At 73.3% G+C, this 21,746-nt stretch carries 19 protein-coding genes; 7 read left to right on the top strand and 12 right to left on the bottom strand.

The window, feature by feature from the left end:
- Positions 1–138 precede the first annotated feature (138 nt).
- Positions 139–1,257 carry an alanine dehydrogenase gene (gene ald / locus AAEM63_RS02280; RefSeq protein ID WP_341360097.1) on the top strand — a complete coding sequence of 373 codons (1,119 nt, stop codon included), beginning with the start codon at positions 139–141 and terminating at the stop codon, positions 1,255–1,257.
- Positions 1,258–1,308: 51 nt separating this feature from the next.
- Here the strand turns inward: ald and purQ are convergent, their stop codons facing one another.
- The 4 genes from purQ to AAEM63_RS02260 form a co-directional block, all read right to left on the bottom strand.
- Entirely contained in the window at positions 1,309–2,013 is a 705-nt protein-coding gene (gene purQ / locus AAEM63_RS02275) for a phosphoribosylformylglycinamidine synthase subunit PurQ (protein WP_341360096.1), read from the bottom strand.
- On the bottom strand, positions 2,010–2,270 hold the full coding sequence (locus AAEM63_RS02270; RefSeq protein WP_341360095.1) for a phosphoribosylformylglycinamidine synthase subunit PurS: 261 nt from the start codon (positions 2,268–2,270) through the stop codon (positions 2,010–2,012). The genes purQ and AAEM63_RS02270 overlap by 4 nt, the downstream gene beginning before the upstream one ends.
- Positions 2,271–2,549: 279 nt before the next feature.
- Positions 2,550–3,650 carry an acyl-CoA desaturase gene (locus AAEM63_RS02265; protein WP_341360094.1) on the bottom strand — a complete coding sequence of 367 codons (1,101 nt, stop codon included), beginning with the start codon at positions 3,648–3,650 and terminating at the stop codon, positions 2,550–2,552.
- A 150-nt stretch (positions 3,651–3,800) separates the two neighbouring features.
- On the bottom strand, positions 3,801–4,718 hold the full coding sequence (locus tag AAEM63_RS02260; RefSeq protein ID WP_341360093.1) for a phosphoribosylaminoimidazolesuccinocarboxamide synthase: 918 nt from the start codon (positions 4,716–4,718) through the stop codon (positions 3,801–3,803).
- A 142-nt stretch (positions 4,719–4,860) separates the two neighbouring features.
- On the opposite strand from AAEM63_RS02260, the gene gndA reads away from it, so the two are divergent.
- Positions 4,861–6,315: an NADP-dependent phosphogluconate dehydrogenase gene (gene gndA / locus AAEM63_RS02255; protein ID WP_341360092.1), complete on the top strand. Its 1,455-nt coding sequence runs from the start codon at positions 4,861–4,863 to the stop codon at positions 6,313–6,315.
- A 426-nt stretch (positions 6,316–6,741) separates the two neighbouring features.
- On the opposite strand, the gene purD is transcribed toward gndA, so the two are convergent.
- Positions 6,742–8,019: a phosphoribosylamine--glycine ligase gene (gene purD / locus AAEM63_RS02250; protein ID WP_341360091.1), complete on the bottom strand. Its 1,278-nt coding sequence runs from the start codon at positions 8,017–8,019 to the stop codon at positions 6,742–6,744.
- Between the two features lie 146 nt (positions 8,020–8,165).
- Between purD and AAEM63_RS02245 the strand changes: the two genes are divergently transcribed.
- Positions 8,166–8,441, top strand: a complete 276-nt coding sequence (locus AAEM63_RS02245; RefSeq protein WP_341360090.1) for a DUF2249 domain-containing protein — start codon at positions 8,166–8,168, stop codon at positions 8,439–8,441.
- Between the two features lie 421 nt (positions 8,442–8,862).
- Here the strand turns inward: AAEM63_RS02245 and AAEM63_RS02240 are convergent, their stop codons facing one another.
- Positions 8,863–10,704 carry a phosphoenolpyruvate carboxykinase (GTP) gene (locus tag AAEM63_RS02240; protein ID WP_341360089.1) on the bottom strand — a complete coding sequence of 614 codons (1,842 nt, stop codon included), beginning with the start codon at positions 10,702–10,704 and terminating at the stop codon, positions 8,863–8,865.
- Positions 10,705–10,830: 126 nt separating this feature from the next.
- Between AAEM63_RS02240 and AAEM63_RS02235 the strand changes: the two genes are divergently transcribed.
- On the top strand, positions 10,831–12,312 hold the full coding sequence (locus tag AAEM63_RS02235; protein ID WP_341360088.1) for a helix-turn-helix domain-containing protein: 1,482 nt from the start codon (positions 10,831–10,833) through the stop codon (positions 12,310–12,312).
- Positions 12,313–12,426: 114 nt separating this feature from the next.
- Here the strand turns inward: AAEM63_RS02235 and AAEM63_RS02230 are convergent, their stop codons facing one another.
- Positions 12,427–13,713, bottom strand: coding sequence for an adenylosuccinate synthase (locus tag AAEM63_RS02230; RefSeq protein ID WP_211338774.1), 1,287 nt, complete (start codon positions 13,711–13,713; stop codon positions 12,427–12,429).
- Between the two features lie 247 nt (positions 13,714–13,960).
- On the opposite strand from AAEM63_RS02230, the gene AAEM63_RS02225 reads away from it, so the two are divergent.
- Positions 13,961–14,317, top strand: coding sequence for an STAS domain-containing protein (locus AAEM63_RS02225; RefSeq protein ID WP_341360087.1), 357 nt, complete (start codon positions 13,961–13,963; stop codon positions 14,315–14,317).
- Positions 14,318–14,623: 306 nt separating this feature from the next.
- Here AAEM63_RS02225 and AAEM63_RS02220 read toward each other — a convergent pair whose 3' ends face one another.
- Positions 14,624–16,861 carry a SpoIIE family protein phosphatase gene (locus tag AAEM63_RS02220; RefSeq protein ID WP_341360086.1) on the bottom strand — a complete coding sequence of 746 codons (2,238 nt, stop codon included), beginning with the start codon at positions 16,859–16,861 and terminating at the stop codon, positions 14,624–14,626.
- 95 nt (positions 16,862–16,956) lie between these two features.
- Here AAEM63_RS02220 and AAEM63_RS02215 point away from each other — a divergent pair, with 95 nt between their 5' ends.
- Complete coding sequence (locus AAEM63_RS02215) at positions 16,957–17,358, top strand: STAS domain-containing protein (protein ID WP_246006045.1); 402 nt, start codon at positions 16,957–16,959, stop codon at positions 17,356–17,358.
- Positions 17,359–17,422: 64 nt separating this feature from the next.
- On the opposite strand, the gene fbaA is transcribed toward AAEM63_RS02215, so the two are convergent.
- The gene (fbaA, locus tag AAEM63_RS02210) at positions 17,423–18,445 is read right to left on the bottom strand and encodes a class II fructose-bisphosphate aldolase (protein WP_341360085.1); all 1,023 of its coding nucleotides are present in this window, start codon (positions 18,443–18,445) and stop codon (positions 17,423–17,425) included.
- A 202-nt stretch (positions 18,446–18,647) separates the two neighbouring features.
- Positions 18,648–19,286: a TrmH family RNA methyltransferase gene (locus tag AAEM63_RS02205; RefSeq protein WP_341360084.1), complete on the bottom strand. Its 639-nt coding sequence runs from the start codon at positions 19,284–19,286 to the stop codon at positions 18,648–18,650.
- 128 nt (positions 19,287–19,414) lie between these two features.
- Here AAEM63_RS02205 and AAEM63_RS02200 point away from each other — a divergent pair, with 128 nt between their 5' ends.
- Positions 19,415–20,188: an HAD-IIA family hydrolase gene (locus AAEM63_RS02200; RefSeq protein ID WP_341360083.1), complete on the top strand. Its 774-nt coding sequence runs from the start codon at positions 19,415–19,417 to the stop codon at positions 20,186–20,188.
- 64 nt (positions 20,189–20,252) lie between these two features.
- Here the strand turns inward: AAEM63_RS02200 and pyrE are convergent, their stop codons facing one another.
- On the bottom strand, positions 20,253–20,825 hold the full coding sequence (gene pyrE, locus AAEM63_RS02195) for an orotate phosphoribosyltransferase (protein ID WP_341361285.1): 573 nt from the start codon (positions 20,823–20,825) through the stop codon (positions 20,253–20,255).
- Positions 20,826–20,837: 12 nt separating this feature from the next.
- Positions 20,838–21,632, bottom strand: a complete 795-nt coding sequence (locus AAEM63_RS02190; RefSeq protein WP_341360082.1) for an SDR family NAD(P)-dependent oxidoreductase — start codon at positions 21,630–21,632, stop codon at positions 20,838–20,840.
- Positions 21,633–21,746: the final 114 nt, after the last annotated feature.

Here is a 21,746-nt window from a genome sequence, read left to right as displayed (position 1 = left end):
GGCCGGGTGGAGGCCCGACCGTGGCGAGAGTATGGCACGGGGAGGCCGCTCCCGTCCGGTGACCTGCGACGACGCCGGGCCCCTAGACTTCCCCACGCACGCCGCCCAGCGGTGCTTCGACGACGAAGGGTGTGTCCGATGAGGGTTGGGGTTCCGCGCGAGGTCAAGGACACCGAGTTCCGGGTCGCGCTCACGCCCGCCGGGGTCCACGAGCTCGTCCGCGCGGGCCACGAGGTGGTCGTCGAGGCCGGGGCGGGCACGGGCTCGTCCATCCCGGACCCGGACTTCGCCGCGGCGGGCGCGTCCATCCTCGACTCCGCCGACGACGTCTGGGAGGCCGGCGACCTCATCCTCAAGGTCAAGGAGCCGGTGGCGGAGGAGTACCACCGCATGCGTGCGGGTCAGACCCTCTTCACCTACCTCCACCTCGCCGCCGACCGTGAGCTCACCGAGGAGCTCGTGCGCCGCCGGGTCACCGCCGTCGCGTACGAGACCGTCCAGCTCAGCGACCGCACGCTGCCCCTGCTGGCGCCGATGAGCGAGGTCGCCGGCCGGCTCGCGCCCATGGTCGGCTCGCACACCCTCATGAGCGCCCAGGGCGGGCGCGGGGTGCTGCTGGGCGGGGTATCAGGGGTGTACGCCGCGAAGGTCGTCGTCATCGGGGCCGGGGTGGCCGGGATGAACGCCGCGGCCATCGCTCTGGGCATGCAGGCCGAGGTCCTCCTCCTCGACCGCGACATCGCCAAGCTCCGCCACGCCGACGCCATCTACCAGGGCCACTGCCAGACCGTCGCCTCGAACTCCTACGAGATCGAGCGCGCGATCGCCGACGCCGACCTCGTCATCGGGGCGGTCCTCCTCCCCGGGGCGAAGGCCCCGCGGCTGGTGACCAACGAGCAGGTGAGCCGGATGAAGCCCGGCTCCGTCGTCGTCGACATCTCGGTGGACCAGGGCGGCTGCTTCGAGGACACCCGGCCGACGACGCACACCGACCCGACCTACCGCGTCCACGACACGGTGTTCTACTGCGTGGCGAACATGCCCGGCGCCGTGCCGCACACGTCGACCTACGCCCTCACCAACGCGACCGTGCCCTACGCGGTCGAGCTCGCCGGCCGCGGCTGGCGCGACGCGATGCGCGCCGACCCGGCACTGGCGCACGGCCTCAACACCCACGACGGCACCGTGACGAACGCCGCCGTCGCCGCGGCGCACGGCATGGACGCGGCCGACCCGGCTGAGGTCGTCGGCGGCTGAGGATCGGCCCGCCGGGCGCACCTGGCGCGCGAAACCGGGCAGCGCCGACGCTCAGCGGCTGACGAGCGAGCCGAGGACGGACGTGAACAGGCGGAGCCCGTCCGTGCCGGCACGCGGGCGTCCCGGCTCGTCCGGGCCGAACCCGGGCTCGACGGCGTGCTCGGGGTGGGGCATGAGCCCGACGACGTTGCCGCGGGCGTTCGCGATCCCGGCGATGTCACGCAGGGAGCCGTTGGGGTTGCCGCCCTCGTAGCGGAAGACGACCCGTCCCTCCCCCTCGAGCCGGTCGAGCGTGTCCTCGTCGGCGACGTAGCCCCCCTCGCCGTTCTTCAGCGGGACCGTGATGACCTCGCCGAGCTCGAGGTCCGACGTCCACGCCGTGGATGTGCTCGTCACGCGCAGGTCCTGGTCCCGGCACACGAAGAGCTGGTGGTCGTTGCGGATGAGGGCGCCGGGCAGCAGGTGCGCCTCGCACAGGATCTGGAAGCCGTTGCAGATGCCCAGCACCGGCAGGCCGGTCTCGGCCGCCGCGACGATCTCGCCCATGACGGGCGCGAAGCGGGCGATGGCCCCGCAGCGCAGGTAGTCGCCGTAGGAGAAGCCGCCGGGCAGGACGACGGCGTCGACGCCGCGCAGGTCCTCGTCGGCGTGCCACAGCGCGACCGGCTCGGCCCCCGCGAGGCGGACGGCCCGCTGGGCGTCGCGGTCGTCGAGGCTCCCGGGGAAGGTGACGACGCCGATCCGCGCGCCGTTCACCGGGCGGCCTCGTCGACCTCGTAGACCCCCACGACGTCCTCGATGACGGGGTTGGACAGCGCGGTCTCGGCGGCCCGTCGGGCGGCGTCGAGGAGCTCGCTGGTGACCTCGCCGTCGACGCTCAGCTCGAACCGCTTGCCCTGGCGCACGCCCGCGAAGTGGTCGAGGCCCAGCCGGGGCAGCGCGCGGGCCACGGCCTTGCCCTGCGGGTCGAGGATCTCGGGCTTGGGCATGACCTCGACGACGATGCGTCCCATTGCGGTGCTCCTGGGCGTGTGGCGGACGACGGCGCCTCCAGGGTAGCCGCCACGGCGCGCCACCCGGCCAGGGTGTCCACGGGTGGTGCCGGACGTCACCGGGCACCGGAGGTCGCGGGACAGCCGACATCGCGGACGGCGGACATCGCGGACGGCGGACATCGAGGACAGCAGACATCACCAGACGGCGGACACCGCCGGACGCCGGACAAGCCGACGGCCGGCCGCGGTGATCCGCAGCCGGCCGACGGGCTCAGGGGGTGGGGCGGCGCGTCGCCGTCACACCCGGTACTGGACGGCGAGCGGGCAGGCCCACACGTCGAGGCCGCCGCGGCCGACCTGGTTGAGGTAGGTCCCCACCGCGCGGTAGGACTGGACGAGGGTGGTCTCGGTGTAGCGCACACCCAGCTGGTCGCAGTACTCGCGCACCATCGGCGCGACCTTGCGCAGGTTGGGCCGAGCCATCGAGGGGAAGAGGTGGTGCTCGACCTGGAAGTTCAGGCCGCCCATGAAGGTGTCGACGGCGCGCCCGCCGGAGATGTTGCGGCTCATGAGCACCTGGCGCCGGAGGAAGTCGATCTTCACGTCCGGCGCGACCATCGGCATGCCGATGTGGTTCGGGGCGAAGGACAGCCCCATGTACAGGCCGAAGATCGCGAGCTGCAGCCCGATGAACGCGGCGGCCTTGCCGGGCGAGAGCACGAGGAAGACGAGCGTGACGTAACCGACGAGACGGACGGTGATGAAGGCGATCTCGACGCCACGACGCTTGACCACCTCGCCGCGGCCCAGCGCCCGCTTGAGGCCCTGGACGTGGAGGTTGACGCCCTCGAGGAGCAGCAGCGGCCAGAAGAACCAGCCCTGCTTGCGCCCCAGCCACCGGGTGACGGGGTGCTTGCGGGCCGCGATGTCCTCGGGGGTGTACGCGAGGACGCCGGGCTCGACGTCGGGGTCGGCACCGGCCTTGTTCGGCGCGGCGTGGTGCTTGTTGTGCTTGCGCTGCCACCACCCCAGGCCCATCCCGGCGTAGAGGTTGATGACGATGAGGGAGACCCACTCGTTCCACTTGCCCGAGACGAAGATCTGGCGGTGGGCGGCGTCGTGACCGACGAACGCGACCTGCGTCAGGAGCACGGCCAGCACGGCGGCGGTGACGAGCTGCCACCACGTGTCACCGACGACCACGAAAACGGCCATGAGCGCGAGCCCGGCCACCGTCAGGCCGATGAGCTTGGCCCAGTAGTAGCCGTACGCGCGCCGCATGAGCCCGGCCTCCTGCACCTTGGCGGTCAGCGCGGTGAAGTCGCTGACCTGGTGCCGGCGGGCCGCGCCGGGGGTGCGGGGGGACGGGGTGCGCGTGGGTTCGAGGGTCTGGCTCAACGGCCGCCGCCTTGTCGGTCGAGGGGCGCGACCCGTGGCCGCACACGCCCGGGTACGGGCGCTGCGACCGAGTGTGGCACGGATCCGGCCCGCACGACAGAGGAGGTTACGTTTGCGTAGGTTTCGCCTGGTCAGGCGCTCGACCGCGTCTCATGCCTCGAGGACGAGGCCGGTGAGGCGCTCGTAGGCCTCGACGTAGCGCTCGCTCGTCCGCTCGACCACCTCGCGCGGCAGCGCCGGTGGCGGCGTCCCCGCGCGTCGGTCCCAGCCGGAGGCGGGCGAGGTGAGCCAGTCACGGACGAACTGCTTGTCGTAGCTCGTCTGCGCCCGGCCGGGCTCCCAGTCCTCGGCCCGCCAGAAGCGGGAGGAGTCCGGGGTCAGCACCTCGTCCCCGAGGACGATGACCGGCTCGCCGGGCTGCAGGGACGCACCGAACTCGAGCTTGGTGTCGGCCAGGATGATGCCCCGCTCGCCCGCGATCTCGGCGGCGCGACGGTAGACGGCGAGGGTGCGGTCGCGCAGGCGGCGGGCGATGGGCAGGCTCACCCGGTCGGCGGTCTCCTCGAAGGTGATGTTCTCGTCGTGCTCGCCGACCTGGGCCTTGGCGGCCGGGGTGAAGATGGGCTCCGGCAGACGGGCCCCCTCCTCGAGCCCGGGCGGCAGCGGCAGCCCGCAGACGGTGCCGGACGTCCGGTACTCGGCCATGACCGAGCCGGTGATGTACCCGCGCACGACGCACTCGACCGGGTACATCCGCAGCTGCCGGCAGATCATCGCCCGGCCCCGCACCTCCTCGGGCACGTCGAGGGAGACCACATGGTTGGGGACGACGTCGGCGAGCTGGTCGAACCACCACAGGCTCATCGCGGTGAGGATCCGGCCCTTGCCCGGGATGGTCGTCGGGAGGATGTAGTCGTAGGCGCTGATGCGGTCGGACGCGACGACGAGAACGACGTCGCCGCCCGCGTGGGAGGACTCGTCGGAGGGGACGTAGAGGTCACGGACCTTGCCGGAGTAGGTGTGGGTCCAGCCCGCCAGCACGGGCGCGGTGCCGCCGTCGATGCTCATGGGGTCATCCTGGCAGGGTCCGTCGCACGCCGTCGGCGGTGACCGTCCCGGCGGCCACGGGCAACTGATGGCACAGCCGCGCACGTCCGCACGGGTACCGCGTACGGTTTCACCGGATCGATCCGAGAACCTGGAGGAACACATGGCAAGCGAGAAGCCCGTCGGCGTCGCCGACATCGGTGTCACCGGCCTGGCGGTCATGGGCTCGAACCTGGCCCGCAACTTCGCACGCCACGGCTACAAGGTCGCCGTCCACAACCGCTCCTTCGCCAAGACGGAGAAGCTCGTGGCCGAGCACGGCGACGACGGGACGTTCGTGCCGTCGGAGTCGGTCGAGGACTTCGTCGCCTCGCTCTCGCGCCCGCGCGTGGCCGTCATCATGGTCAAGGCCGGGGCCGGCACCGACGCCGTCATCGACCAGCTCGCCGCCGCGATGGAGCCGGGCGACATCATCGTCGACGCCGGCAACGCCCACTTCCCCGACACCATCCGCCGGGAGAACGCCCTGCGCGCCAAGGGCCTGCACTTCGTCGGCTCCGGCGTCTCGGGCGGCGAGGAGGGCGCGCTCCTGGGCCCGTCGATCATGCCCGGCGGCACCAAGGAGTCCTACGACCGCCTCGGCCCGATGCTCGAGGACATCTCCGCGAAGGTCGACGGCGTGCCGTGCTGCACCCACGTCGGCCCCGACGGCGCCGGACACTTCGTCAAGATGGTCCACAACGGCATCGAGTACGCCGACATGCAGCTCATCGCCGAGGCCTACGACATCCTGCGCCAGGGTCTGGGCGCGTCGGCCGCGGAGATCGGCGAGATCTTCGCCGAGTGGAACCGGGGCGACCTGGAGTCCTTCCTCATCGAGATCACCGCCGAGGTCCTCGCCCACACCGACGCCGAGACGGGCAACGCCTTCGTCGACGTCGTCATGGACCGCGCCGAGCAGAAGGGCACCGGCCGCTGGACGGTGCAGAACGGCCTGGACCTCGGGGTGCCGATCACCGGGATCGCCGAGGCCACCTTCGCCCGCGCCCTGTCCGGCTCGGTCCCTCAGCGCGAGGCCGCCCGCGGCGTCCTGCCCGCCAACGCCGGCACCTGGGAGGTGACCGACCGCGCCGCGTTCATCGAGGACGTGCGCCAGGCGCTCTACGCCTCGAAGGTCGTGGCCTACTCGCAGGGCTTCGACCAGATCGCCGCGGCGAGCGCGGAGAACGACTGGGACATCGACCGCGGCGCCATGGCCCGCATCTGGCGCGGCGGGTGCATCATCCGCGCCCGGTTCCTCAACCGCATCACCGAGGCGTACGAGGAGAACCCCGAGCTGCAGCTGCTGCTGGCCGCCCCGTACTTCACCGAGGCAGTGGGCAACGGCGTGGCCGCCTGGCGGCGGATCGTGGCGCAGGCCGCCCTCAACGGCGTCCCGACCCCGGCGTTCGCCTCGTCGCTGGCGTACTACGACGGCGTGCGGGCCGACCGGCTCCCGGCCGCCCTCATCCAGGCGCAGCGTGACTTCTTCGGCGCCCACACCTACCAGCGGGTCGACCGCCCGGGCACGTTCCACACCCTGTGGTCCGGCGACCGCGCCGAGGAGCAGCAGGACTGACCTCTCGTCCGCGTCCGGCGGCCGGTCACCCCTCGGGGTGGCCGGCCGTCGGCGTCTGGCCGCCGTCACCTGGTGCCCGGGTATCCGGGCGCCCGCTGACCGGACGACGCCGCTCCCCTGGTACGCAGGCCGCGCAGCCCCACGCCGGCCACCACGCCGCACGCCGCCGCACGCCGCCGCACGCCGGCCACCACGCCACACCGCCGCGCACCACGCCGCACGCCGGCCACCACGCCGCGTCGAGTTGTGGCTTGTGGTCGATCCCGGTCACTCCAGGGCAACAACAACTCACAACTCGACGTGGCGGGCGGGCGGCTCGCTGGGGCGGGGCGGGCGGCTCGCCGGCGCGGTTCTGTGGGGCGGGGCGGGCGACTCCGCGACGCGGCTCAGCGGGGCAGGGCTGCCGGCTCGGCGGCCGCCGGCACCTCAGCGACCGGCGGCGATGTCCGTGCGGTGCTGGGCGCCGTCGAACCTGATGCGGGCGACGCCCTCGTAGGCCCGCTCGCGGGCGGCGGCGAGATCCGGGCCCTCCCCCACGACGCTGAGCACCCGCCCGCCCGCGGCCACGAGGCTGCCCTCGCCGTCGCGCGACGTGCCGGCGTGCAGGACGTGGACCCCGTCCAGCGCCTCGGCGTCCTCGACGCCCGTGATGACGTCGCCCTTGCGCACCTGCCCGGGGTACCCGTGCGCGGCGAGCACCACGGTGACGGCCGCACCGCCGGACCAGCGGGGCTCGTCCACCTCCGCGAGGCGCCCCGTGGCCGCGGCGAGGAGGAGGTCGGCCAGGGACGATGTGAGCCGGGCGAGGACGACCTGGGTCTCGGGGTCGCCGAAGCGGACGTTGAACTCCACCACCCGCAGCCCGCGCGAGGTCAGCGCGAGCCCGCAGTAGAGCAGCCCGACGAACGGGGTGCCCCGCCGGGCCATCTCGGCCACCACCGGCAGCGCGACCCGGTCCAGCACCTGCTCGGTGAGGTCCGCCGGCGCCCAGGGCAGCGGCGAGTACGCACCCATGCCGCCCGTGTTGGGGCCGGCGTCGCCGTCGCCGAGACGCTTGTAGTCCTGGGCGGGCTCGAGCGGCACCACGGCCGTCCCGTCGCTGACGCAGAAGAGGGAGACCTCCGGGCCGTCGAGGAACTCCTCGACGACGACGGCGGGGACCCCCTGCGTGGCGTCGCCGCCGCCGTCCTTGGCCAGGCACGCGATCGCATGGGCGAGTGCCTCGTCCCGGTCGGAGGTGACGACGACCCCCTTGCCGGCGGCCAGGCCGTCGTCCTTGACGACGTACGGTGCGCCGAAGGCGTCCAGGGCGGCCGCGACCTGCTCGAGGTCGGTGCAGACGTGGGCCAGCGCCGTGGGCACCTCGGCAGCGGCCATCATCTCCTTGGCGAACGCCTTCGAGCCCTCGAGCCGGGCGGCCTCCCGGCTCGGCCCGAAGCACGGGATGCCCGCGGCCCGCACCGCGTCGACGACGCCGGCCACGAGGGGCGCCTCGGGCCCGACGACCACCAGGTCGGCCCGCATGCCCAGGGCCGCGGCCGCGACGGCGTGCCCGTCGAGGATGTCGAGCTCGAGGCTGGTGGCGACCCCGGCGGTCCCCGGGTTGCCGGGAGCGACGACCAGCTCGGTCGTGCGGGGGTCTCGGGCCAGGGTCCGGGCCAGTGCGTGCTCGCGCGCGCCCGACCCGATCAGCAGGATCCTCACGCACCGCACCCTACTGGGCGTGCCGTGGCGGGGGCGGAGCGTCCGCGAGCCTGAGACCGGACACCGGGACCGGCACACCGCCGCTGGCTTTATCACGGAATTCTTCTTGCTTATTGTAGGTGGGAACCCGACCCCAGGAGGACCCCATGTCGCTCGAGATCACCGAGACCCACGCCTGCAGCTGCGGGCACGACGACGCCGTGCCCGCGCTGGACGTCCGCGCCGTTCCGCACGCCATCCGGCACGCGACCGTCTTCGGTGCGCTGTCCGCGATCACGCCGGGAGCAGCCATGGACCTCATCGCGCCGCACAACCCGCTGCCCCTGCTCGCCCAGGTCGAGCAGCGCGAGCCCGGCGCCTTCGAGGTGGCCTACCTCGAGGAGGGGCCCGAGGCCTGGCGCCTGCGGCTGACCCGACGCTGAGAGCCCCGGTGGTGGGCGCCGGCCGACGGCGTCCGGCTCCCACCACCGGGCGAGACACCACCGGCTGGGCCCCGCCGCCGGCCGGCCCCCAGCGAGCGCACCGTTTGTCCGGCCGGACCCAGGGAGGGCGCACCGTTCGTCCGGGCGGTCCCCAGCAGCGCGCACCGGTTCTCGGCCGGCCGCCCACACCGCCCGCCGAGGCGACGGCGCGCCAGGCGGTGTAACGCTGTGGCGGTTCGCACTCGACCCCGATCCGCCACACCGTCACATCGGCGGCCGCTCGGCCGGCCTGACCTGGCGGCCGAGCTGAGGCCGGCCGGGCACACCCAGCGGCCAGCTGAAGCGGGGCATGCGCAGCCGGCCAGCTCAAGCCGGACGCGCGCAACCGATCAGCTCACGCCAGACGCCCGCAGCCGTCAGCTCACGCCAGTCGCGCGCGCAGCTGGTCGAGCTGGCGTGTCATCTCGGCGGGGAGCCGGTCACCGAACTGCGCGAAGTACTCCTCGGTGAGGTCGGCCTCGGCGAGCCAGCCGGCACGGTCGACGGCGAAGAGCGCCTCGAGCTGATCGTCCGTGAGGTCCAGGCCCTCGAGGTTGAGGTCCTCCGGGCGCGGCAGCCGCCCGGTGGGGGCATCGACGGCGTCGACCTCGCCGTTGACACGCCGCAGCGCCCACTCGAGCACGCGCGCGTTGTCCCCGAAGCCGGGCCAGAGGTAGGAGCCGTCCGCCCCCTTGCGGAACCAGTTGACCTGGAAGATCCGCGGGGCGTGACTCCCCAGGCGCTCCCCCATCGCCAGCCAGTGGCCCCAGTAGTCGGCCATGTTGTACCCGCAGAACGGCAGCATGGCGAAGGGGTCCCGGCGCAGGGCACCCACGGCCCCCTCGGCCGCCGCGGTCTGCTCCGAGGACACGGTCGCCCCGATGAAGACGCCGTGCTCCCAGTCGAAGGACTCCGCGACGAGCGGAACGTTGGTGGCCCGGCGCCCACCGAAGAGGATGACGTCGATCGGCACACCGCCGAGGTCCTCCCACTCCGGGGCGATCGACGGCGCCTGGTCGGCGCGCACGGTGAAGCGCGAGTTCGGATGGGCGGCCGGCCGGCCCGAGTCCGGCGTCCAGTCCTGCCCCTGCCAGTCGGTGAGGTGCGCGGGCACCTCGTCGGTCAGCCCCTCCCACCAGACGTCGCCGTCGTCGGTGAGGGCGACGTTGGTGAAGATGACGTCGTGGCCGAGCGCCGCCACCGCCGTCGGGTTCGTCATCTCGCCCGTGCCCGGCGCCACGCCGAAGAAGCCGGCCTCGGGGTTGATGGCGTAGAGGCGGCCGTCCTCGCCGGGCCGCATCCACGCGATGTCGTCGCCGATGGTCTCGACCTTCCAGCCCGGGATGGTGGGCTGGAGCATGGCGAGGTTGGTCTTCCCGCACGCCGACGGGAACGCCGCGGCGAGGTGGTAGACCCGGCCGTCGGGCCCCGTGATCTTCAGGACGAGCATGTGCTCGGCGAGCCACCCCTCGTCCCGGCCGAGGACCGAGGCGATCCGCAGGGCGTAGGCCTTCTTGCCCAGGAGCGCGTTGCCGCCGTAGCCGGAGCCGTAGGACCAGATCTCGCGCGTCTCGGGGTAGTGGACGATGTACTTGGTGTCGTTGCAGGGCCACGGGACGTCCTCGCGGCGCAGCCCGTCGTCGTCGACGAGCGGCATGCCGACCGAGTGCACCGCCGGGACCCAGTCGGCGCCGCGCTCGACCTGGGCCAGGGCCTCGGCGCCCATGCGCGTCATGATCCGCATGGAGACGACGACGTAGGGCGAGTCGGTCAGCTCGACGCCGACACGGGAGATCGGACCACCCACGGGGCCCATGGAGAACGGGACGACGTACATCGTGCGCCCGCGCATCGACCCGGCGAAGACCTCGGCCAGCTCGGCGCGCATCTGCGCCGGGTCGACCCAGTTGTTCGTGGGGCCGGCGTCGACCTCCTTCTCCGAGCAGATGAACGTGCGCGACTCGACCCGCGCGACGTCGGACGGCTCGGAGCGCGCGAGGAAGCTGCGGGGCCGTCGGCTCTCGTCCAGGCGGATGAACGTCCCTGCCTCGACGAGCTCGTCGGTCAGGCGGTCGTACTCCTCCTGGGACCCGTCGCACACGTGGATGGCGTCCGGCTGCGTGAGCTCGGCGATCTCACGCACCCAGGCGGCGAGCGCCTCGTCCGTGATCTCCGCCCCGCTCATGGGCGCTGCGGTCCGGGCGTCCGGGTCCGTGATGGTCATGCTGCTGTCCTCCGAGGTCGTGTCCTGGCGCGGTCTCGCGGCCTGGTTCAACTCTGGGCCCATTTCCAGCTCCTCATCAAGCGGACAGTGGCGCAAAAACAGCAGAAGTTTCGGTACCGTCAAACGGTGCCCTCCGAACTCTCCTCCCAGGCTCCCAGAAACCCGGCCGATCCGCTGGTCCTGGGGCGGCGGATCCGCCATGCCCGCACCGCCCGTGGCCTGACGCTCAGCCGGCTGGCGGCGACCGTCGGGTCGACGACGAGCCAGCTCTCCCTCGTGGAGAACGGCCGTCGCGAGCCGCGCCTGTCCCTCCTCACGGCCCTGGCCGACGCCCTGGGCACCTCCCCCGCCGACCTCCTCGCGCCCGAGCCGCCACCGGACCGGCGCGCCGCCCTCGAGATCGCCCTCGAGCGGGCCCAGCGCAGCCCCCTCTTCGCGAGCCTCGGCATCGCGCCGGTGCGCCCGGGGCGGCGCCTGCCGATGGACGCCCTGGAGTCGCTCGCGGCGCTCCACGGCGAGCTCGAGCGCCGCGCCCTGGCGTCGATCGCGACCCCCGAGGAGGCCCGGCGCATCAACACGGAGCTGCGCCTGGAGATGCAGGCCCGGGACAACTACGTCCCCGAGATCGAGGAGATGGCCGAGGACTTCGTGCGGTCCGTGGGCTACAGCGGTGGCGCGCTCACCCACCACATGGTCTCCCAGATGGCCGACCGGCTCGGGTTCACGATCATCCACGTCGACGACCTGCCCCGCTCCACCCGGACCGTCACCGACCTGGAGAACGGGCGCATCTACCTCCCGCCCGCCTCGATCCCGGGTGGGTACGGCCTGCGCTCGCTCGCGCTCCAGGCGATGGCGCACCGCCTGTTCCGGTTCGCCCACCCCGCGGACTACGGCGACTTCCTGCGCCAGCGCCAGCAGCTGGCCTACTTCACCGCCGCGTGCCTCGTCCCGCGCTTCGCCGCGACGGACTTCCTCGAGCGGAAGAAGGCCGCGAAGGACCTGTCGATGGAGGACTTCCGCGACGCGTTCGGGGTCACGCACCACTCGGCGGCCCAGCGCTTCACCAACCTCGCGACGGCGCACCTGGGCATCCCCACCCACTTCATCCGGGCCAATGACGACGGCTCGCTCCACCGCGGCTACGCCAACGACGGCGTGCCGCTGCCGACCGACGCCACCGGCACCATCGAGGGCCAGCCCCTGTGCCGGCGGTGGGCGGCCCGGGCGGCGTTCGAGCGGCGCTCACGCACCAACGAGTTCGTCCAGTACACCGACACCCCGGCCGGGACCTACTGGTGCAGCACCCAGACCGGGACGGGGACCGACGCGGAGTTCTCCATCACGCTGGGGGTGCCGTTCGCCCACGCGAAGTGGTTCAGGGGCCGCGAGACGACGCGGCGAGCGGCGTCGTCGTGCCCCGACGAGTCCTGCTGCCGCCGGCCCGACCCCGCCCTGGCCGAGCGCTGGCGGGAGCAGTCCTGGCCGAGCGCGAAGATGCACGCCCACGTCCTCTCGCCGTTGCCCTCGGGCACCTACCCCGGGGTGGACGACGCCGCGGTCTACGCCTTCCTCGAGCGTCACGCCGGCGGTGGGCCGCAGGACTGAGCGCCTCGCCGGGTGGGGAGGACGGACGCCGCCGGTGACCCGCGCCGGCGGGTAGGCCGACCGCCGGGCCACCCGACCGGCGGACCGGCGGACCGGCGGACCGGCGGACCGGCTTCAGTCGAGCAGGTCGTGCCGGACGATCGTGGCCTCACGGTCCGGGCCCACCCCGATCGAGGAGACCCGCGTGCCGCTCATCTCCTCGAGGGCGAGGACGTACCGGCGGGCGTTCTCGGGCAGGTCCTCGAACCGGCGCACGTGGGAGATGTCCTCCCACCACCCGTCCAGCTCCTCGTAGACGGGCCGGGCGTGGTGGAACGAGCTCTGGTCGGCCGGCATCTCGTCGTGCCGGACGCCGTCGACGTCGTAGGCCACGCACACCGGCACCTTCTCGAGCCCGGTGAGGACGTCGAGCTTGGTCATCACGAGGTCGGTGAGGCCGTTGACGCGGGTGGCGTACCGCGCGACGACGGCGTCGTACCAGCCGGTGCGCCGCGGCCGCCCGGTGGTGGTGCCGTACTCCCCGCCGGTCTTGCGCAGGAACTCCCCCATGTCGTCGTCGAGCTCGGTGGGGAAGGGGCCCTCGCCGACCCGGGTCGTGTACGCCTTGAGCACGCCCACCACACGGTCGATGCGCGTGGGTCCGACCCCTGACCCGGTGCACGCGCCGCCCGCCGTCGCCGAGGACGAGGTCACGAAGGGGTAGGTGCCGAAGTCGACGTCGAGCATCGTGGCCTGGCCGGCCTCGAAGACGACCGTCCGGCCGGCGTCGAGGGCGTCGTTGAGGACCAGGGAGGTGTCGGCGACCATCGGGCGCACCCGCTCGGCGTAGGCGAGGAGCTCGTCGGTGACCTCGTCGACGTCGACCGCGCGTCGGTTGAAGACCTTGACGAGCAGCTGGTTCTTCTGCGCCAGGGCGCCCTCGACCTTCTGCCGCAGGATCGAGGCGTCGAAGAGGTCCTGGATGCGCAGGCCCACCCGGCTCATCTTGTCCGCGTAGGTCGGCCCGATCCCCCGACCGGTGGTGCCGATCTGACGCTTGCCGAGGAAGCGCTCCGAGACCTTGTCGAGGGTGCGGTTGTACGAGGGGATGATGTGCGCGTCGGCCGAGACGAGCAGGCGCGAGGTGTCGACGCCGCGCGCGCCCAGACCCTCGATCTCCTGGAAGAGCACCTCCAGGTCCACCACCACGCCGTTGCCGATCACCGGCGTGCAGCCGGGGCTCAGGATGCCCGAGGGGAGGAGGTGGAGGGCGTACTTCTCGTCGCCGACGACGACCGTGTGGCCGGCGTTGTTGCCCCCGTTGTACTTGACGACGTAGTCCACGCGCGAGCCGAGCTGGTCGGTCGCCTTGCCCTTGCCCTCGTCGCCCCACTGCGCCCCGACGACCACCACGGCTGGCATCTGACTCGTCCTCTCCCCGCCCGCGAGCGCCGGTCGGCGCCCCGACGAGGCTACCGTCCCGCGACGGCGCGGGCGGAGTCGTCTCGCCCGGCGCCGCCCCTGGGCACGGTTCGCGAACAGTTCCGAAACGGTGCACCAGCGCGTCTCGGTGTGCATCTCGACGCGGTTCGGGTTAGCGTCGTGTCTGCGACCGAGTGCCCCCGGGTGCGTGGGCGCGACCACGGTGGCACGGAGAGGAAGCACGGGCATGATCGAGATCTCGGCGTCGGCGACGACCGCCACGGTGGCGATCGCAGGTGATCTGGACCTCGCCGAGCGCGCCCAGTTCCCCGAGGTGACCGCGCGTGTCAGCGGCCTCCGGCGCCAGCTCCTCGTCATCGACATGTGCCGGGTCACGTTCATGGACTCCACCGGCGCGGCCTTCCTCATGGCCCTCGCCGACGCCTCCGCCAAGCGGGGCGGCGCGACCGTCCTCCGTGGCATCCACGACCGCGAGCGTTTCGTCCTGGAGATCTGCGGTGCCCTCGACATGTTCCGCATGGACGACGAGCACCTCTGCGACAGCGCCGCACCGCGCGGGAGCTCGCGCCACATCGACGCCTGAGGTGCGCGCCGAGGCGCGTCACGCCAGGTCGGCTGATCTTCCCGCGCGCTCGCGTACGAAGGCGCGTCCTGTACGTTCCGCGCGCGCCCGGCGCATCCGGCGGGTTCCCCGAGCGTCCGGCGCTCTCCTTGACCGCCGCTTTCCCACCTGCCGGGCGCCGCCCGGTCACCCGGGCACGCGCGCCCGGCGAGCAGCCGCCGCAGCAGGCCCCGGTGCGCCCGCCGGCCGAGCAGCCCACCTTGCCGGCCGGGAGCAGCCCACCTCGCCGGCCTAGCGGCCAGCCTCGCCCGTCGCGAACAGCCCGCCTCAGCGGGGCTCGGTCGCGGCGGGCTCCGACCGCAGACGCGCCCACACGACCTTCCCGCCCGGCGTGGGGCGCCAGCCCCAGTCCGCCAGCCGGTCGACGATGTGCATGCCGAACCCGCCCACCCGGGCGGTGTGGCGCTCCCGGGTGATGGGCGGCGCCGGGTTGGCGTCCTCGACCTCGATGCGCAGGCCGTCGCCGGTGTCCTGCAGCCGCAGCCCGATCCGGCCCCAGCCGTGCATGACGGCGTTGGCCATGAGCTCGGAGACGACGAGCTCGGCGGCACCGACGTTCTCGATCCCCCAGGTCGCGCACGCCCGGCGCACCGCGTGGCGGGCGCGCCCGATCGACGTCGCGTCCACCGGCATCTGCCAGCGGCGGCGGCGCGGGGCGGCCTGGTCCACCTGACCGTCGGGACCGCCGGGGACGCGGATGACGACCATGGCCACGTCGTCCTCGGGCGCGTCGGCCAGCTGGAGGATCTCCTCCCCCACGCCGGCCACGTCGATACTCGGCACGCTGCGGCAGAGCTCGACGAGGGCCTCGAGGCCCTCGCGCATGGTCCGGTCGCGCCGCTCGACGAGTCCGTCGGTGTACAGCACGATCACGTCGCCGGGCTCGACCGTCACGGTCGCCGTCTGGCGCTGGCCCGTGCCGAAGCCGACGAGCGAGCCACCGGCTCCGTCGAGCGTGGTCACCTCGCCGCTGCGGACCCGCAGCGGCGGCAGGTGGCCGGCCCGTGAGTAGGCGAGGTCCCAGCACTCGTCGTCCCGCGGCGTGAGGGTGGCGTAGACGAGCGAGGCGGTCCGGGGGATGCGCATGCCGTTGACCAGGCTGTCGACGCGACCCAGCACGGTCGCGGGGTCGACGAGCTCGGCCGCGTAGGCGCGCACCACCGAGCGGAGCTGGCCCATCGCCGCGGCCGCCTCGACGTCGTGGCCCACCACGTCGCCGATCACCACCGCGACGACGTCGTCCTTGAGGTTGACGACGTCGTACCAGTCGCCGCCCACCTGGGCGTGCTCGGCGTTGGGGGCGTAGTACGTCCAGACCTCGAGGCCCTCGACGTCGGCCTGCTCCGGCAGCATCGCCCGCTGCAGGGTCTCGGCGAGCAGGTGCTCGCGGGCGTAGAGCTGGACGTTGTCCATGGCCATGCCCACCCGGCGGGCCACGAGCTCGAGGACCGTCCCGGTCTCGTCGCGCAGGGCGGGGGGCTCCTCCAGGTCCGCGCTGTCGGCGAACGCGGGCGGCACGTGCCGGGGCACGGCCACCAGGAGCGCCAGCGTGCGACGCCGTCCGAGGACGGGAAGGACGAGGATCTTCTGCTCGGCGTCGTCGTTGCCGCGCAGGTGCGGAGCGACCTGGGCGAGGAGCTGGGCGGTGACGGTCCCCTCCTCGGCCGGGGTGTCGGGGGCGAGCTCGACGGTGCGCATCCGCAGGGTCTGGAGGAGCTCCAGGACCGGGTCGCCCGTCGTGTCGAGCTCCGGCGGGATCGGCGCCGCCGGGTCGGGACTCGTGCCGTTGACCTCCTGCAGGGTGCGGCCCAGGACGAAGAACCCCGCCCACGCGACGACCTGGCGCGTGAGGAGCTCGGCGATGGTGCGCAGCACGTCGGACGCGTCCGTCTCCTGCAGCAGGTCCGAGACGCGGGCCACCAGGGCCAGACCCAGCCGGGCCCGGCGCTCCATCTCCAGGCGGACGCGCTCGAGGTGGGCGTTCTCCACCTCGAGGGAGACGTCGCGCATGACGCCGACCCAGAGGTCCTCCTCGCTGGGGTGGGCGGACATCGGGGCGAGCTCCAGCGCCACCCAGTACTGGCTCCCGTCGGCGTGGGTGGCGGACATCGTCAGTGCCGCCGCCTCCCCCGCCGCGAGCACCTCGGCGATGGACCGCTCGCTCTCGGGGCTGACCCCCGCGACGGCGCGCAGGTCGTGCGCGCCGGTGATCATCTGCGCCCGGGTGAAGCCGGTGAGAACCGTCACCGCCTGGTTGGCCGCCACGATCTCGATCCGGCCGCCGGGCCGGTTGGCCAGCACCACCACCGCCTGCGGCATCTGCTTGAGGACCGTCAGCGCCCAGTACTCGTCGGCCCGGAAGCCCGGGCGGTCACCCTCGGGGGTGGGCAGGCGGGTGAGGTCGAGGAGGTCGTCGGTGCCGGGGTCGGCGTCCGGGCCGGGCGCGCCGGGGCGCGCGTCGGTGGAGCCGGTGCGGGCGTGCGCTCCGCCGGCGGGATTGACCATGAACGTCTCCGATCGTCTAGCGTCCCCTACGATGCACTGGGATCGGGCGCCACGCACGGCGGGATCCAGCTAGCGGTACGGAGAAAGGACAGGCGGTGCGCGAGGTTACCCCCCCGTCGGGCGGCGAGATGCCCCCGATGCCCCCCGCGGGCACTGACAGCGGCTCGGTGCACGTCATGGTCTCGCCCACCCGGACCAGGCTCGTCCTCTCCGGCGAGATCGACGTCGCGCTGAGCAGCGAGCTGACGGAGGCGGTCACCGACGCCGAGCGCGCCGGCCTCCCCGTCGAGATCGACGCCCGGCACGTCACCTTCATGGACTCCTCCGGCGTGACCATGCTGGCCCGCCTGGCCCACCGCACCCCCGGCCGCATCACCATGATCCAGCCGCCCGACGTCGTCCGGTTCCTCCTGGAGGTCACCCGGATCGGGGACGTCATCGACGTCCTCGAGTCCGACCCCGGCTTCCCGGAGGACGGGCCGCCCGACGCCGCCTGACGCAGCCGGAGACAAAGGCGCCCGCCCGGACCGAGGTCCGCGGCGGGCGCCGTCGTCAGTGCTGTCAGGCCATCTTCGTGCCGGCGGAGCGGAGCTGCTCGCAGGCCTCGACGATGCGGGCGGCCATGCCCGCCTCGGCCATCTTGCCCCAGGCGCGCGGGTCGTAGGCCTTCTTGTTGCCCACCTCGCCGTCGATCTTGAGGACGCCGTCGTAGTTCTTGAACATGTGGTCCACGACGGGCCGGGTGAAGGCGTACTGGGTGTCGGTGTCGACGTTCATCTTGATGACGCCGTTGTCCACCGCGAGGGCGATCTCCTCGGCGGTGGAGCCGGAGCCGCCGTGGAAGACGAGGTCGAACGGACGGTCCTTGCCGACCTCCTTGCCGACGGCGTCCTGGATCTCGCCGAGGATCTCCGGGCGGAGCTTGACGGCACCGGGCTTGTAGACCCCGTGGACGTTGCCGAAGGTCAGCGCGGTGAGGTAGCGCCCCCGCTCGCCGGTGCCCAGCGCCCGCACGGTGGCGAGGCCGTCCTCGACGGTGGTGTAGAGCTTGTCGTTGATGGCGGCCTCGTGGCCGTCCTCCTCGCCGCCGACGACGCCGATCTCGATCTCGAGGATCGTGCGTGCCTTCTGGGAGAGCTCGAGGAGCTCCTCGGCGATGACGAGGTTCTCGTCCAGCGGGACGGTGGAGCCGTCGAACATGTGCGACTGGAAGGTGGGGAGCCTGCCGGCGGCGACCTCCTCGGCCTCGAGCTGCAGCAGGGGCCGCACCCAGGAGTCGATGTTGTCCTTGACGCAGTGGTCGGTGTGGATGGCCACGGTGACGCCGTAGCCGGCCGCGACCTCGCGGGCGTAGGCGGCCAGCGCGCGGGAGCCCGCGACACGGTCCTTCACGGTGGAGCCGGAGGCGTACTCGGCGCCGCCGACGGAGACCTGGATGATGCCGTCGGACTCGGCCTCCGCGTACCCGCGGAGCGCGGCGGTGACGGTCTGGGACGAGGTGACGTTGATGGCCGGGTAGGCGAACTTGCCCGCCTTCGCCCGGTCGATCATCTCGGCGTAGGACTCGGGGGTTGCGATGGGCACGGCTGCTCTCCTGTGGTCGACGACGTCGGTACGCGAGCCATCCTCCCACCACACCCCGTACCGGGCCTAGGACGCAGGGGCCCGGGGGCGCGGTGAGGGCGGTCACAACCGTCGGAGTCGGGTGGCGGGGCCTGCGGTCGAGGCCCTCGCAGCGAGCCTGTTCGCCCGGTCGCCCGGTCGCCCGGTCGCCCGGTCGCGAGGCTCAGCCCGGGGCGGGTCCCGCGTGCTGCAGCATCCACGCGTGCATGGCGACGGCGGCCGCGGCGCCGGCGTTGATGGATCTCGTCGAGCCGTACTGGGTGATGTGCAGGACCTCCGCGCAGCCGTCGAGCGCGTCCTCGCTCAGGCCGGCGGACTCCTGGCCGAGGAGCAGGACGCACGCCCGCGGGAGCGGCCGGTGCTCGATCGGCACCGAGCCGGGCACGTTGTCGATCCCGATGACCGGCAGGCCCGCCGCGGCGGCCCAGGCGAGGAGGTCGGCGACGCTCGGGTGGTGGCGCAGGTGGAGGTAGCGGTCGGTGACCATGGCCCCGCGGCGGTTCCACCGCCGTCGGCCCACGACGTGCACCTCCGCGACGGCGAACGCGTTCGCGGTGCGCACCACGGAACCGATGTTCATGTCGTGGGCGAAGTTCTCGATGGCCACGTGCAACGGGTGCCGGCGGGCGTCGACGTCCGCCACGATCGCCTCGACGCTCCAGTACCGGTAGCGGTCGACGACGTTGCGCCGGTCCCCTGCCGCCAGGAGCTCGGGGTCGAGCCGGGGGTCGGACGGCCAGGCGTCGGGCCCGCCGGGCCACGGGCCGACACCCACCTCGCGGTCGGCGGGGTCGGGGTGCACCGGGCCATCCTGCCAGCGGCGGTGCACTCCGGCGCACGCGGCCCCGTCGTCGCTAAGGTCTGTGCGTGGGCCCGGCGCCGCCGGGCGCCGGGGCGCACCGCCTCGCACCCGAGCCGCAGGAGCTGACGATGAGCGAGCCGATCGAGAACTGGCTCACGGACATGGACGGGGTCCTCGTCCACGAGAACCAGGCGCTGCCCGGGGCCGCGGAGTTCGTCGAGCGGCTCACCCAGAGCGGCCGGCCGTACCTCGTGCTGACGAACAACTCCATCTTCACCGCCCGCGACCTCGCTGCGCGGCTCCGCGCGTCCGGCATCGACGTTCCCGAGGAGCGCCTGTGGACCTCGGCGCTGGCGACCGCCGCCTTCGTCGGCCAGCAGCTGCCCGGTGGCAGCGCGTACGTCATCGGCGAGGCGGGGCTCACCACGGCCCTGCACGAGGCGGGCTACGTCCTGACCGAGACCGACCCCGACTACGTGATCCTCGGCGAGACGCGCACCTACTCGTTCTCCTCGATCACCAAGGCGATCCGGCTCATCCAGGGCGGGGCCCGGTTCATCGCCACGAACCCCGACTCCACCGGCCCGTCGAGCGAGGGCCCGCTGCCCGCGACCGGGGCCGTCGCCGCGCTCATCACCAAGGCCACCGGTCGGGAGCCGTACTTCGTGGGCAAGCCCAACCCCGTGATGATCCGCGCCGCGCTCAACCGCATCGACGCGCACTCGGAGTCCACCGCCATGATCGGGGACCGGATGGACACCGACGTCCTGGCAGGCATGGAGGCCGGGCTGCGGACCTACCTCGTGCTCACCGGGTCGACGAAGGCCGAGGACGTCGAGCGTTACCCGTACCGGCCGAACGAGGTCCGCGACTCCATCGCCGACCTCATCGAGCTGATCTGACGATCCTGGCGTCGGGGGCCCCGTCCGCGGGCCGGCCCCGCGGGCGGGAGCTCGAGCCGGACCGTCAGCCCTCGAGACCGAGGTCGGCCAGACCCAGGGCGTACAGGTAGGGCACCTTCGCCTCGACCTCGATGCGCTCCTTGGCGCCGGTGCTGCGGTCGACCACGACGGCGACCGCCGCCACCTCCGCGCCCGCCTCGCGGAGCGCCTCGACGGCCTGCAGGGGACTGCCTCCGGTGGTGGAGGTGTCCTCCAGGACGACGACCCGCCGTCCGGCGACGTCGGGGCCCTCGACCATGCGGCGCATCCCGTGGGCCTTGGCCTCCTTGCGCACGACGAACGCGTCGACGTCGAGGCCGCGCGACGCGGCGGCGTGCAGGATGGCGGTCGCGACCGGGTCCGCACCCATCGTGAGGCCGCCGACGGCGTCGATCTCGCCCGCGCCGAGACCGGCCTCCTCGAGGAGGTCGAGCATGACGTGCCCGATGAGCGGCGCAGCCGCGTGGTGGAGCGTGGCACGGCGCATGTCGACGTAGAAGTCCGAGGTGATCCCGGAGGCGAGGGTCACCTCGCCGCGGACGACGGCGAGCTCACGGACGAGCGCGGCGAGCTGTGCGCGCGGGGTGTCGTTGGTCATCACGCCGAAAGCCTAACGGCGCGGGAACCGGTCCTGGACGATCGCCCGGCGGCTGGTCCCCGGGCCGGCGACGGCGCGCACGAACGCACGCGGCGCGTGCCGGAGCAGCGTGGCCAGCGTGGCGTAGCGCAGCGACGGCACCACGACGACGTCACCACGCCGCACGGCTCGCAGGCCCGCTGCGGCGACCCGGTCGATGTCGACCCAGCCCGCCTCCGGCCAGGCGGCGGCGTCGAGCCCCGCCCGGTCGTGGAACTCCGTGCGCACCAGCCCGGGGCACAGTGCGGTGGCGGTAACCCCGGTCCCCCTGAGCTCGGCGGCGAGGGCCTCGGTGAAGGTCAGGACCCACGCCTTGGCCGCGGCGTAGGTGCCCATGACGGTGAACGCCGAGACCGAGGAGACGTTGAGGATCGCCCCGCGACCACGCTCCACCATCGCCTCGGCCGCCGCCTTGGACAGCACGAGCACGGCCCGGACCATGACGTCCAGCGCCTCCTCCTCCAGGGCGAGGTCACCGCCGACCAAGGACTGGCCCGGCGTGAACCCGGCGTTGTTGACCAGCAGCCCGACCGGCCGCTCGGCCCGGCGGAGCCGCTCGACGACGACGTCCCGGCCCTCGACGGTGCCCACGTCGGCCGCCAGCACCTCCACCTCGACCCCGGCGGCGGCCCGGATCTGCTCGGCCACCATCTCCAGCCGGTCGAGGGAGCGGGCCACCAGCACGAGCCGGTGCTGCGCGGCGGCGAGCTGCCAGGCCATCTCGAGGCCGATGCCGGACGTCGCGCCGGTGACCAGTGCTGTTCCCATGGAGCCAGACTAGGTGCGCGGCCGCGCCCTCCGCCCGGCCGCCGTCCCCCGGGCCGCCGTCCCCGGCCGCCAGCCGCCGTCGTCCGTCCAGCAGACCCGGGCGGTGGCCGCCGG

It is taken from the genome of Georgenia sp. M64 (assembly GCF_038049925.1).
In the GTDB taxonomy this organism is placed as follows: Bacteria; Actinomycetota; Actinomycetes; order Actinomycetales; family Actinomycetaceae; genus Georgenia.
Note: the sequence above shows the minus strand (reverse complement) of the source record. Positions and strands in the feature narration are given on the sequence as shown.